The sequence below is a fragment of the Pandoraea pneumonica genome (genome assembly GCF_049918595.1).
In the GTDB taxonomy this organism is placed as follows: Bacteria; Pseudomonadota; Gammaproteobacteria; order Burkholderiales; family Burkholderiaceae; genus Pandoraea; species Pandoraea pneumonica_A.
Genome location: NZ_JBNCRZ010000002.1, coordinates 333,204 through 345,589 on the forward strand (window position 1 = coordinate 333,204; position 12,386 = coordinate 345,589).

Below are 12,386 nucleotides of genomic sequence, written 5' to 3' on the forward strand. Positions count from 1 at the left end.
TGCGCGCCGCACGCGCGGATGCGCCATGCGGCCCATGAGTCGACCCATTCTAGCTTACGGTTTGCGACAAGCGCGGTAGAATTCGGGCTGTAAACCGATCCGATGAGTCTGCCATGTCGAACCACGTGCCACGTCTGTCGAGCGTTCAATGTCTGAGCCCTTCCGGTCTGCATCGGATGGCCTACGCGGAGTGGGGCGATCCCGAGAACCCGCGCGTGCTGGTGTGCGTCCATGGCCTGACGCGCTGCGGCCGCGATTTTGACGCGATGGCGCGCGCGTTCGCCGACGACTATCGTGTCGTATGTCCTGACGTCGTCGGGCGTGGTCAGTCGGACTGGCTGCGTAATGCGGCAGGCTACGTGGTGCCGCAATACGCGTCCGATATGGTCACGCTGATTGCCCGATTGGGTGTCGCGACGGTCGACTGGTTTGGGACATCCATGGGCGGTTTGATCGGCATGGGGCTGGCAGGTTTGCCCGACTCGCCCATCCGCAACATGGTGCTCAACGACGTAGGGCCGCATATCGATGCGGCGTCGCTCACGCGTATCGGTCAGTATGTCGGCATTCCGAAGCGATTCGCTTCGATCGATGAAGCGGTCGACTACTTGTGGTCGATCTCGTCGTCGTTCGGACCGCATACGCGAGAAGAGTGGCGTGCCTTGAGTGAGCCGCTGCTCAAGCCAGATGGCGGCGGGTACGTGCTGCGCTACGACCCGGCGATCGGTGCTGCGTTCTCGGCGGTCCCGGCCGAGGCCATTGCGGCGGGTGAGGCTGTGCTGTGGGCATCGCTCGCGGCATTCCCCGGCCGCACGTTGATCGTGCGCGGCGAGCAGTCCGATCTGCTCTCGCGTACGACGCTAGAACAAATGCTGGCACACGCTCAACATGCGCGTGCCGTAGAAATTCCCGGTGTGGGCCATGCGCCCACGTTCGTGCATGACGATCAAATTCAGATCGCACGCCGGTTTTTTGACGGATACGCCGACTGATATTGGCGCCGATGTGCGCCGACGTGCGCCGATGTGCACCGATAAGCGGCTGGTCCGAAGTTTCAGAAGAATACGAGGAGTCTTACATCATGGCAGTACAACGTTTCTACGTCGAAAAGCGCTGGTCGGACATGGCCATTCACAATGGCACCGTTTATCTCGCGGGCCAGACCCCCGACGACCGCTCGCAAGATATGGCCGGGCAGACGCGTCAGGTACTCGCTCACATCGATCGACTGCTCGCGGAAGCGAACAGCGACAAGTCGCTCATTCTGTCGTGCCAGATTTTCGTCTCCGACATGAAGTACTTCGGTGAAATGAATCAGGTGTGGGACGAGTGGGTGCCGGCCGGTAACGCGCCGCCGCGTGCCACTGTCGAGGCAGCTCTCGCCGACCCCGCAATGCTCGTTGAAATTGTGGTCGTCGCTGCCCAGCGCGAAAGCTGAGCGCACGATCCGTACCCTGAGGGGCGCTGGCCGCCCCGTGTAACGACATGACCCAACATCAAGCGCCGACACCCGCTGCTGCAAACGCAACGAACCCGACGAATTCGAAGTCTCAAGCGAATTCCTCGGCAGGTGTGGGCGACGCTTCGCTGCCTGCCACGCTCGACGACGCGCTCGCGTTCGCCGCAGCGCTGTGCGGCGAGAACGTTCTCTCGTCCGGCGAACCCGTTATGGCACATGCCCGCGGCATGCTCGCCATCCTCGACACGCTGCGTGTGGACGAGGCCACACATCAGGCCGCCGCACTGTTCTGCGCCGGCGAATTCCTTCCCGATACTCAAACCACGCTGACGCAGAAATTCGGCGCGGAAGTCTGCGCGCTGGTTATTGACGTCCGTAAGTTGCAGCGTCTTTCGGGCGCCGGTTCGCTGGCCGCGCACGCGATGCCCGCCGATGGCCGCGACCGCGATGCTTCGGAAGAGCGCAAGTCGCAAGTCGAGGCATTGCGCAAGATGCTGCTGGCGTTCGCGCAGGACATTCGCGTCGTGATGATCCGGTTGGCTTCGCGATTGCAATCGCTGCGCTGGTATGCCGCCGAGAAGAAGCCGCCGCCCGAGGATATGCCGCATGAGGTGCTGGAAATCTATGCGCCGCTCGCGAATCGTCTCGGGATCTGGCAACTGAAGTGGGAGCTCGAAGACCTCGCGTTTCGCTTTCTCGAGCCGGTGACTTACAAGCAGATCGCCAAGCTGCTCGAAGAGAAGCGCGTCGAGCGGCAGACCTTCATCGAAGGCGCGATCGAGCGGTTGCAAGACGAGTTGGCGCGTGCGGGCGTGAAGGCCGAAGTGTCTGGCCGCCCGAAGCACATCTATAGCATCTGGAAGAAGATGCGTGGCAAGGCGGTCGACTTCGCCGAGCTTTACGACGTGCGTGCGTTTCGCGTGATCGTCGACGACATCAAGGATTGCTACACGGTGCTGGGCATCGTCCACAACTTGTGGCAGCCGATTCCGAAAGAATTTGACGATTACATCTCGCGGCCCAAGCCCAACGGCTACAAGTCGCTGCATACGGTGGTCATCGGCGATGACGGCCGCGCGTTCGAGGTGCAGATCCGTACGCACGAAATGCATCACTTCGCCGAGTACGGCATTGCCGCGCACTGGCGTTATAAGGAAGCAGGGCAGCGCGGCTACGGCGGTGCGTTTTCGGCGGGCGATGCTTACGACGAGAAGATCGCGTGGCTGCGTCAGTTGCTGGCGTGGAAAGACGATGTTGCCGACACGGTGGGCGCGGAAGGTGCCGCCCAGCCGTGGGAGCAACTCAAGCGCGCGACCATCGACGATCACATCTATGTATTGACGCCGCAGGCGCGTGTGATTTCGCTGCCGCAAGGTGCCACGCCGATCGACTTCGCTTATCACCTGCATTCGGAGCTGGGGCATCGCTGCCGCGGCGCGCGGGTCGATGGCGCGATGGTGCCGCTCAATACGGCATTGCAGAACGGGCAGACGGTCGAAATCGTCACGGTCAAGCAGGGCGGGCCGTCGCGCGATTGGCTCAACCCGCAGTTGGGGTATCTGCAAAGCCATCGTGCGCGGCAGAAGGTGCGCCAATGGTTCAACACGATCGATCTCGAAGAGACGATCGCGCACGGCCGCACGCTCATCGACAAGACGTTGCAGCGCGAAGGCAAGACGTCGGTCAATCTCGAAGAGCTGGCTGGGCGGCTGGGTTTCAAGACGCCGGACGATTTGTACGCGTCCGTGGCGAAGGACGAGTTCAGTCTGCGCCACGTGGAGCAGGCGCTCTCGGGGAATTTGCCGGGGCCGGAGCCGCGCGATGAAGATACGCTGGTCGCGAAGAAGAGTCTCGATACTAGCGTTGCGCAAGGTGCCAAGAGCGGCGTACTGGTCGTCGGTGTGGGCGCGCTGCTCACGCAACTGGCCAAGTGCTGCCGTCCGGCGCCGCCGGACCCGATTGTCGGGTTCGTCACGCGTGGCAAGGGGGTGTCGATTCACCGGCAAGACTGCACGAGCTTTCAGGCGATGAAGGCGCGCTCACCCGAGCGCGTGATTCACACCGCTTGGTCGGGCGACGTGCTCGAGGGCCGTGGCGTTGCCGCTTATCCGGTCGATATCCAGATTGAAGCGACGGACCGTCAGGGTCTGCTGCGCGACATTTCGGAAGTGTTCTCGCGCGAGAAACTCAACGTTACCGGTGTGAGTACGCAATCGCGAGGGGCGCAGGCGTTCATGCAGTTCACCGTCGAAGTGCGCGATGGCGGTCAGTTGCAGCGCGCGCTGGCGCAACTCTCCGGGGTGACCGGGGTGGTGTCGTCGCGCCGGCGGTAGATCGACCGATAGCGGCGGAGAGGCTGGCGAATGATCGCGAAAGGCGGGTTGGGCGACGCGGTTTCTGCGCAGGGAAGGTGCCCGGAATCGCCGCCCGACGCGGTTTTTCGCGATCAGGCACATTAATCGCTTGGCGACGCGTCGAAATCTTGCTAGAATCTCGTTCTCTTGCAATAGGCTCGTAGCTCAGCTGGTTAGAGCACCACCTTGACATGGTGGGGGTCGTTGGTTCGAGTCCAATCGAGCCTACCAACGAATTTTGATGCATTACAGTCCGCGAGACCCCGCAGACACAGACGCTGGAAGAAAACACTCATGTTGAAGACGGCCCGAACTTTCACAGTGGTGAAGGTACGACGTTAGTCGAGGGTGTTTTTCGTCTGGATGCAAGGAATGAAGAGACGGCCTCGACGACAGTCGAGGCCGTTTTTTTTCGTGGTTTTGCCGCGTGGCGTTGGCCGCGTGTGACGTTTTAGCGCATGGGAGTGCGACATGATTTCGGTACGTTTGCCTGACGGTTCGCAACGCCAGTACGAAGCCCCGCTGACGGTGGCGCAGGTCGCCGGTTCGATCGGCTCGGGTCTGGCAAAGGCGGCACTGGCCGGCCGCGTCGACGGCAAGCTGGTCGATACGTCCTTTCTGATCGATCACGATGTGAACCTCGCGATCGTCACGGACAAGGACGCCGACGGTCTGGATGTCATCCGTCACTCGACGGCTCACTTGTTGGCCTATGCCGTCAAGGAGCTGTTTCCCGAGGCGCAGGTCACCATCGGCCCGGTCATCGAGAACGGTTTCTACTACGACTTCTCGTTCCACCGCCCCTTTACGCCGGAAGATCTCGAAGCCATCGAGAAGAAGATGCACGAGCTCGCCAAGAAGGACGAGCCGGTTACGCGCGAAGTGCTCTCGCGTGACGACGCCGTGCGTCTGTTCCTGTCGATGGGTGAGAAGTACAAGGCCGAGATCATCGAGTCGATCCCGGCCACGGACGAGATCGGTCTGTACCGCGAAGGCAAGTTCGTCGATCTTTGCCGCGGTCCGCACGTCCCGTCCACGGGCAAGCTCAAAGTCTTCAAGCTGATGAAGGTGGCTGGCGCCTACTGGCGCGGCGATGCGAAAAACGAACAGTTGCAGCGCATCTACGGCACGGCCTGGACGAAGAAGGAAGATCAGGACGCGTACCTGCACATGCTCGAAGAAGCCGAGAAGCGCGATCACCGCAAGCTCGGCAAAGCATTGGACCTCTACCACATGCAGGAAGAGGCGCCGGGTCTCGTCTTCTGGCACCCGAAGGGTTGGACGCTCTGGCAGCAGATCGAGCAGTACATGCGCCGCGTCTACCGTAACAACGGTTACCAGGAAGTGAAGGGTCCGCAGATTCTCGATCGTTCGCTGTGGGAGAAGTCGGGCCACTGGCAGAACTACAAAGACAACATGTTCACGACGGAGTCGGAGAATCGCTCGTACGCGCTCAAGCCGATGAACTGTCCCGGCCATGTGCTGATTTTCAACTCGTCGCTGCATAGCTATCGCGATCTGCCGCTGCGCTACGGCGAATTCGGTCAATGCCATCGCAACGAGCCGTCGGGTGGCTTGCATGGCCTGATGCGCGTGCGCGGCTTCACGCAGGACGATGGTCACATCTTCTGTACGGAAGACCAGATCCTCGACGAGTGCGTGAACTACACGGCACTCCTGCACGCGGTGTATAAGGATTTCGGCTTCTCGGACATGATCTATAAGGTCGCTACGCGTCCTGAGCATCGTGTCGGTTCCGATGAAAACTGGGACAAGGCCGAATTTGCGCTGATGGAGTCGCTGCGCCGTTCGGGTTGCGAGTTCGTGATCGCCGAAGGCGACGGTGCGTTCTACGGCCCGAAGATTGAGTACACGCTCAAGGATGCGCTGGGCCGTCAGTGGCAATGCGGCACGATGCAGGTCGATTTCTCGATGCCGGAGCGTCTGGACGCCGAGTACGTGGCCGAAGACAACAGCCGCAAGCGTCCGGTCATGCTGCACCGTGCGATTTTGGGCTCGTTAGAGCGTTTCATCGGTATTTTGATCGAGCACCATGCTGGTGCAATGCCGACGTGGCTCGCGCCGGAGCAGGTGATTGTGCTGAATGTCTCCGAAAAAACGGCCGATTACGCGCAAGAAGTGACGAAAAAGTTGAAAGAACAAGGGCTTAGGGCTCGGGTCGATTTGCGCAACGAGAAAATTAGCTATAAAATACGCGAGCACTCGTTGCAGAAAGTTCCCTATCTCGTGGTAGTGGGGGACAAAGAGCAAGAGGGGAATACGGTAGCCGTGCGTGCCCGTGGCGGCGTGGATCTGGGTGTGATGCCCGTTGACGCGCTCATCGAACGCCTTGCGCAAGAATGCGCATCGTTCCAATAACGCCTGTCGGACAGCGCGGCTAAATTTTTGACTTTTTTCGAGGATAAGCAACATCGCTACCGATAAGTCGCATCGCATTAATGGCGAAATCACCGCGCCTGAAGTGCGTCTAACTGGCGTTGATGGCGAGGCTCTCGGCATCATGAAATTGGCCGAAGCTTTCCGTCTGTCCGAAGAGGCTGATGTCGATCTGGTGGAAATCGCACCGACGGCGCAGCCGCCGGTGTGCCGTCTGATGGACTACGGCAAGTTCAAGTATTCGGAACAGAAGAAGGCGCACGAGAACAAGCTGAAGCAGAAGATTGTCCAGATCAAGGAAGTCAAATTCCGCCCTGGCACTGACGACGGCGACTACAACGTCAAGTTGCGCAATCTGAAGCGGTTCCTCGAAGACGGCGATAAGACCAAGATCACGCTGCGTTTCCGCGGTCGTGAGATGGCTCACCAGGAAATCGGCGCTCGTATGCTGGAACGTCTGAAGTCCGATCTCGAAGAGTTCGGTCAGCCGGAACAGATGCCGAAGATGGAAGGCCGTCAGATGATCATGGTCATCGCGCCGAAGAAGAAATAAGCCGTGGCGGTGTCGAGTGACACCGCCGGGTTGTCTAGAATTGCCGCGGTTGCCCGAGAGGGCGTCCGCAGCGATGCAGGGTGCAGTCGGACCCTGAAAATAAGTGATCCCGGGTTCTACAAGGGGCGCGATTTTGGCGTCACACCTGTGATCATGTTAAAAACCTCGGAGTTTTTCATGCCTAAGATGAAAACCAAGAGCGGTGCCAAGAAGCGCTTTCGCGTGCGTCCGGGCGGTACCGTTAAGCGTGGTCAGGCTTTCAAGCGTCACATTTTGACGAAGAAGTCCACCAAGAATAAGCGTCACCTGCGCGGTGCCGTCGGCGTTCATGATTCCGATCTGAACTCCGTACGCGCAATGCTGCCCTTCGCTTAAACCCCGACTTAGATAGGAGAGAAATATGCCTCGAGTCAAACGTGGGGTCACTGCACGGGCCCGCCATAAGAAAGTCATCGCAGCTGCCAAGGGTTTCCGCGGCCGCCGCAATAACGTCTTCCGCATCGCTAAGCAAGCGGTCATGCGCGCTGGGCAATACGCCTACCGCGATCGCCGTAACAAGAAGCGCGTGTTCCGCGCCTTGTGGATTGCGCGTATCAATGCAGGTGTGCGTCAGCACGGTATGACCTACAGCGTGTTCATCGCTGGTCTGAAGAAGGCCTCGATCGAACTCGACCGTAAGGTGCTGTCCGACATGGCCATCAACGACAAGCCGGCATTTGCCGCGATTGTCGCCCAGGTGAAAGCCGCCGTCGCAGCCTGAAGCTGTAGTTAGCGTATAGCGCGTTTTACCGCGCGCCATTCGCCAGGAGGGGGCTCTCATCGGAGCCCCCTTTTGTTTTTCGACTGCTTTTTTGCATGTAATGCGGCCATTCCGACCGCCTAACTTGAGCCTGTAGCATATGGATCTGGAACTTATCGTCAGCGAAGCGCAGCGTGCGTTCGCCGCCGCTCCCGACGCCGCCGCGCTGGAAAACGAGAAAGCCCGCTTTCTTGGCAAGACCGGCCAACTGACCGAGTTGCTCAAGGGCCTCGGCAAGCTCGATCCTGAAGCCCGCAAGAGCGAAGGCGCACGGATCAACGCGGCCAAGCAACAGATCGAAGGCGCCTTGCAGGCGCGCCGTCAGGCCATGGCCGATGCGTTGCTCGATGCGCGCCTGTCCGCCGAAGCCATCGACGTGACGCTGCCCGGGCGCGGCCTGGGTGCCGGTAGCCTGCACCCCGTGCTGAACACGTGGGAACGCGTTGAACAAATTTTCCGTTCCATCGGATTCGACGTGGCCGACGGCCCCGAGATCGAAACCGACTGGTTCAACTTCACTGCTCTGAACAGCCCGGAAAATCACCCGGCCCGTTCGATGCAGGACACCTTCTACGTCGAAGGCAATGACGACGCTGGCAAGCCGTTGCTGCTGCGTACGCACACCAGCCCGATGCAGGTGCGCTACGCGCGCATGAACAAGCCGCCGATCAAGGTGATCGCCCCGGGGCGTACCTATCGCGTCGACTCCGATGCCACGCACTCGCCGATGTTCCATCAGGTCGAAGGCCTGTGGATTGCCGAAGACATCAGCTTTGCCGACCTGAAAGGCGTGTACACCGATTTCTTGCGCAAGTTCTTCGAGCGCGACGACATTCAGGTGCGCTTCCGCCCGTCGTACTTCCCGTTCACGGAACCGTCCGCCGAGATCGACATGCAGTTCGAGACCGGCAAGAACGCCGGCAAGTGGCTGGAGATTTCGGGTTCGGGGCAGGTGCATCCGAGCGTGGTGCGCAATATGGGTCTCGATCCCGAACGCTACATCGGCTTTGCGTTCGGCTCGGGTCTCGAGCGTCTGACGATGCTGCGCTACGGCGTGCAAGATTTGCGCTTGTTCTACGAGAACGACCTGCGTTTCCTGCGCCAATTCATGTAATTGATGTCGACGGCCCTGTGCAGGCGCGCCAAGCCGCTGCCGCCGGGCTCTCGGATGTGAAGACTTAACTGCGAGCGAACTGATCCATGCAATTCTCTGAATCGTGGCTGCGTACCCTGGTCGACCCAGATCTGTCGACCGACGCGTTGGCGCACGCCCTGACGATGTCCGGGCTCGAAGTCGAGGAAACCGACCCCGTCGCCCCGCCGTTCAACGGCGTCGTGGTGGCCAAGGTGCTCGAAGTGGCCCGTCACCCGGATGCCGACCGTCTGAACGTGTGCCAGGTGGATGCCGGCACCGGCGAGACGCTCACCATCGTGTGCGGTGCGCCGAACGTTGCCCCTGGCATCAAAGTGCCGTGCGCGACCGTTGGCGCGGCACTCCCCCCGGCAGAACCCGGCGCGGCACCGTTCCAGATCAAGATCGGCAAACTGCGCGGCGTGCAAAGCTTCGGCATGCTGTGCTCGGCCCGTGAGCTCAAGCTCTCGGAAGACCATGCCGGTCTGATGATCCTGCCCGAAGACGCACCGGTCGGCATGAACATTCGCGAGTATCTCGACTTGGACGACACCGTCTTCGTTGTGAAGCTCACGCCGAACAAGGCCGACTGCCTGTCGTTGCTCGGTATCGCACGCGAAGTGGCCGCCATCACCGGCGCACCGCTGAAAGATTTGCCGGGGCAGGGCGCGCAACCGTCGGCGATCGCCGACACGTTCCCTGTGCGCATCAGCTCGCCCGAAGGCTGCGGTCGTTTCGGCGGCCGTATCATCCGCAACGTGAACGCTGCCGCACCGTCGCCGCGCTGGATGGTTGAGCGCCTCGAGCGCGCCGGTCAGCGCAGCATTTCGGCGCTGGTCGACATCACCAACTACGTGATGCTCGAACTCGGTCAGCCGCTGCACGTGTACGACCTGAATCGTCTGCAAGGCGGCATCGACGTGCGCTTCGGCCGCGCGGGCGAAACGCTCAAGCTGCTTAACGAACAAACCGTGACGCTCGACGAGAGCGTGCTTGCCATTACCGATGCGAGCGGCCCGATTGGTCTGGCCGGCATCATGGGCGGCGACTCGACCAAGGCCGGTCTGGAAACGCAGAACATCTTCCTCGAAGGCGCGTTCTTCTTCCCGCAAGCCATTCAAGGCCGCGCACGCAAGTACAACTTCACGAGCGATGCGTCGCACCGTTTCGAGCGCGGCGTCGACTTCGCCGGTAACGTGCGCGCGCTGGAACGTGCTACGCAACTCGTGCTCGAGATCTGCGGCGGCCAAGCTGGCCCGCTGGAAGATCAGGTCGCCCGTCTGCCGGAGCGCAAGCCGGTGACGATGCGCGTTGCCCGTGCTGTCAAGATTCTGGGCGTGCCGGTGAGCGAGCAGGAGATGGGTGAAATTTTCACGCGTCTGGGCCTGCCGTTCACGCTGAGCGATGGCGTCTTCGAAGTGACGCCGCCGTCGTACCGTTTCGATATCGAGATCGAAGAAGATCTGATCGAAGAGATCGCGCGCATTTACGGCTTCGACCGCATTCCGGCCAACCCGCCGGTGGCCGCGAGCGCGATGCGTCCGACGCAGGAAGGCCGCCGCTCGCAACACGCGGTGCGTCACGCCATTGCCGCGCGCGATTATCACGAGACGGTGGGTTTCAGCTTTGTCGACGTCGAGTGGGAAGCCGACTTCGCTGGCAACGACAACCCGATCAAGCTGCTCAATCCAATTGCGAGTCACCTCGCCGTGATGCGTTCCACGCTCATCGGCAGCCTGATCGCAACGACGCGCTACAACTTGAACCGCAAGGCGTCGCGCGTTCGCGTGTTCGAAATCGGCCGCACGTACCATCGTGACAACACGGTGGCGTCGGGCGAGCTGACGGTCGGTGGCTATCGCCAACCGGTGACGGTGGCGGCGCTGGCTTACGGTCCGGTGGTCGACGAGCAGTGGGGCGCCGCATCGCGTCAGGTCGATTTCTTCGACGTGAAGGGCGACCTCGAAGCACTGCTCGCACCGCGCACCGCACGTTTCGTGAAGGCTGAACACCCGGCATTGCACCCGGGACGTAGCGCTGCGATCGAAGTCGACGGCAAGCGTGTCGGATTCCTTGGCGAACTGCATCCGCGTTGGCAGCAAAAGTACGATCTGCCGCATGCACCGGTGCTCTTCGAAATTGAAGCGGAAGCGCTGTTCGCGCGCGACGTGGCTAGCTACGAGGAAATCTCGAAGTTCCCGCCGGTCACGCGAGATCTCGCACTCGTGGTGTCACAAGCGCAGCCCGTACAGCCGCTGATCGATGCGATGTTGGCCGCTCGCAACGATGACCCGGCATGCGGCGTGGTGCAGTCTGTGCAGCTGTTCGACGAGTTCCGTCCGAAGGCTGGCACAACGTCGGGATCGCTGGGCGCGCAAGACAAAAGCCTGGCGTTTCGTGTTACTCTGCAAGACCCTTCGGGTACCCTCCAAGACGAGACCGTCGAGCGCGCTGTCGCTGCGTTGGTCCAACGGGTTGGAGACGCGTTCGGCGCACGTTTGCGCGCGTAAAGCATTGTAGAGTCTGGTTGCGAGTGGTTTTATCGCACTGTCATCGCCATCGCGTGGGACGTATGAACGAAATGAATCCTGGTGAATTTGAAGCCATGCTCGCGGCGCAGCGTATCGCGCTGGGTCGTAGCGAAGTGAACGACGTCGGCAGCGAAGCGCCGACGCTGACCAAGGCCGAACTGGCCGAGTTGTTGTTCGAGCACGTGGGTCTGAACAAGCGCGAGGCCAAAGATATGGTCGAAGCGTTTTTCGAATCGATCCGCGATGCCCTCGAATCGGGGGACAGCGTCAAGCTCTCCGGCTTCGGCAACTTCCAGTTGCGCGACAAGCCGCAGCGCCCGGGCCGCAACCCGAAGACGGGCGAGGCCATCCCGATCGCCGCTCGTCGTGTCGTGACCTTCCACGCCAGTCAGAAGCTCAAGTCGATGGTGGAGTCTGGCGTACTGAGCAAGTAAGTCCCCGGCCGCCGCTTTCTGTGGCGGCCGCATCCTAACTGTCGTTCAACACCGCTGACGCCGCGATGGATCACGTTGCCTTGCCGCCGATTCCCGCCAAGCGTTACTTCACCATCGGTGAAGTGAGCGAGTTGTGTGGCGTCAAGCCGCACGTGCTGCGCTACTGGGAGCAGGAGTTCACGCAACTGCGCCCGGTCAAACGCCGCGGCAATCGACGGTACTACCAACATCATGAAGTCCTGCTGATCCGGCGTATCCGGGAGCTGCTCTATGAGCAGGGCTTCACCATCAACGGTGCCCGTAATCGGCTTGAAGCCGACACGCCGCGCGGCGCACGTAGCGCCAGCGCTGCGGCGGCGATGCGTGCCGCTTCCGAAGAAGGCGTGCCCGACACCGATGCGGGCTTCGATGTCGATGATCTGCGCCGCAAGCTCGAAGCCGTCATCGACCTGCTGAAGACTTGAGCGCCACACCGCTCGCCGTCGCACCGATCGCTACGACGCAGTCCTTTCCGAATCTTTCCTCCACGGCCGCTACCTTGGCGTGCCTGTCTCCGGGATTCTCCCGATGCGGCGAACGCCGAAATATCCGTAATCCGAGATAAGAGACGCCGTTGCGGCGGGGCTGCGCTCGCCGATGGCCAGATCGTCATGAGACGCGTTTGCGTGCGCCAACGGCATCCCCCGATTGAGTGACGTGCAACCGCTTCCGGCGTCGCGCCGATTGT

At 61.1% G+C, this 12,386-nt stretch carries 11 protein-coding genes and 1 tRNA gene; all 12 read left to right on the forward strand.

The window, feature by feature from the left end; translation table 11 throughout:
- The first annotated feature begins 113 nt into the window (after nt 1–113).
- The 12 genes from ACPWR9_RS08080 to ACPWR9_RS08135 all read left to right on the forward strand — a co-directional run bounded on the left by ACPWR9_RS08080 (nt 114) and on the right by ACPWR9_RS08135 (nt 12,123).
- Nucleotides 114–992, forward strand: a complete 879-nt coding sequence (locus ACPWR9_RS08080) for an alpha/beta fold hydrolase (RefSeq protein ID WP_426297445.1) — start codon at nt 114–116, stop codon at nt 990–992.
- Nucleotides 993–1,081: 89 nt separating this feature from the next.
- Complete coding sequence (locus tag ACPWR9_RS08085; protein ID WP_150677523.1) at nt 1,082–1,438, forward strand: RidA family protein; 357 nt, start codon at nt 1,082–1,084, stop codon at nt 1,436–1,438.
- Between the two features lie 47 nt (nt 1,439–1,485).
- The gene (locus ACPWR9_RS08090; RefSeq protein WP_426297443.1) at nt 1,486–3,792 is read left to right on the forward strand and encodes a RelA/SpoT family protein; all 2,307 of its coding nucleotides are present in this window, start codon (nt 1,486–1,488) and stop codon (nt 3,790–3,792) included.
- Nucleotides 3,793–3,967: 175 nt separating this feature from the next.
- Nucleotides 3,968–4,044 (forward strand) — tRNA-Val (locus ACPWR9_RS08095).
- Nucleotides 4,045–4,284: 240 nt separating this feature from the next.
- Entirely contained in the window at nt 4,285–6,192 is a 1,908-nt protein-coding gene (thrS, locus tag ACPWR9_RS08100) for a threonine--tRNA ligase (RefSeq protein ID WP_426297442.1), read from the forward strand.
- A 52-nt stretch (nt 6,193–6,244) separates the two neighbouring features.
- The gene (gene infC / locus ACPWR9_RS08105; RefSeq protein ID WP_084656116.1) at nt 6,245–6,763 is read left to right on the forward strand and encodes a translation initiation factor IF-3; all 519 of its coding nucleotides are present in this window, start codon (nt 6,245–6,247) and stop codon (nt 6,761–6,763) included.
- Between the two features lie 177 nt (nt 6,764–6,940).
- Nucleotides 6,941–7,138, forward strand: a complete 198-nt coding sequence (gene rpmI, locus ACPWR9_RS08110; protein ID WP_150677526.1) for a 50S ribosomal protein L35 — start codon at nt 6,941–6,943, stop codon at nt 7,136–7,138.
- A 25-nt stretch (nt 7,139–7,163) separates the two neighbouring features.
- Complete coding sequence (rplT, locus tag ACPWR9_RS08115) at nt 7,164–7,523, forward strand: 50S ribosomal protein L20 (RefSeq protein WP_010806048.1); 360 nt, start codon at nt 7,164–7,166, stop codon at nt 7,521–7,523.
- A 139-nt stretch (nt 7,524–7,662) separates the two neighbouring features.
- Nucleotides 7,663–8,676, forward strand: coding sequence for a phenylalanine--tRNA ligase subunit alpha (pheS, locus tag ACPWR9_RS08120; RefSeq protein ID WP_058378173.1), 1,014 nt, complete (start codon nt 7,663–7,665; stop codon nt 8,674–8,676).
- An 86-nt stretch (nt 8,677–8,762) separates the two neighbouring features.
- Complete coding sequence (pheT, locus tag ACPWR9_RS08125) at nt 8,763–11,204, forward strand: phenylalanine--tRNA ligase subunit beta (protein WP_426297440.1); 2,442 nt, start codon at nt 8,763–8,765, stop codon at nt 11,202–11,204.
- Nucleotides 11,205–11,266: 62 nt separating this feature from the next.
- Nucleotides 11,267–11,659: an integration host factor subunit alpha gene (locus ACPWR9_RS08130; RefSeq protein WP_426297438.1), complete on the forward strand. Its 393-nt coding sequence runs from the start codon at nt 11,267–11,269 to the stop codon at nt 11,657–11,659.
- A gap of 65 nt (nt 11,660–11,724) precedes the next feature.
- Nucleotides 11,725–12,123 (forward strand): MerR family transcriptional regulator, encoded by a 399-nt coding sequence (locus tag ACPWR9_RS08135; RefSeq protein ID WP_426297436.1) that lies wholly within the window; start codon nt 11,725–11,727, stop codon nt 12,121–12,123.
- Nucleotides 12,124–12,386: the final 263 nt, after the last annotated feature.

Coding starts and splice junctions, on each gene's coding strand:
- thrS (WP_426297442.1), top strand. CDS start 4,285: ATGATTTCGGTACGTTTGCCTGACGGTTCGCAACGCCAGTACGAAGCC.
- pheT (WP_426297440.1), top strand. CDS start 8,763: ATGCAATTCTCTGAATCGTGGCTGCGTACCCTGGTCGACCCAGATCTG.
- ACPWR9_RS08085 (WP_150677523.1), top strand. CDS start 1,082: ATGGCAGTACAACGTTTCTACGTCGAAAAGCGCTGGTCGGACATGGCC.
- ACPWR9_RS08080 (WP_426297445.1), top strand. CDS start 114: ATGTCGAACCACGTGCCACGTCTGTCGAGCGTTCAATGTCTGAGCCCT.
- ACPWR9_RS08135 (WP_426297436.1), top strand. CDS start 11,725: ATGGATCACGTTGCCTTGCCGCCGATTCCCGCCAAGCGTTACTTCACC.
- rpmI (WP_150677526.1), top strand. CDS start 6,941: ATGCCTAAGATGAAAACCAAGAGCGGTGCCAAGAAGCGCTTTCGCGTG.
- ACPWR9_RS08090 (WP_426297443.1), top strand. CDS start 1,486: ATGACCCAACATCAAGCGCCGACACCCGCTGCTGCAAACGCAACGAAC.
- ACPWR9_RS08130 (WP_426297438.1), top strand. CDS start 11,267: ATGAACGAAATGAATCCTGGTGAATTTGAAGCCATGCTCGCGGCGCAG.
- rplT (WP_010806048.1), top strand. CDS start 7,164: ATGCCTCGAGTCAAACGTGGGGTCACTGCACGGGCCCGCCATAAGAAA.
- pheS (WP_058378173.1), top strand. CDS start 7,663: ATGGATCTGGAACTTATCGTCAGCGAAGCGCAGCGTGCGTTCGCCGCC.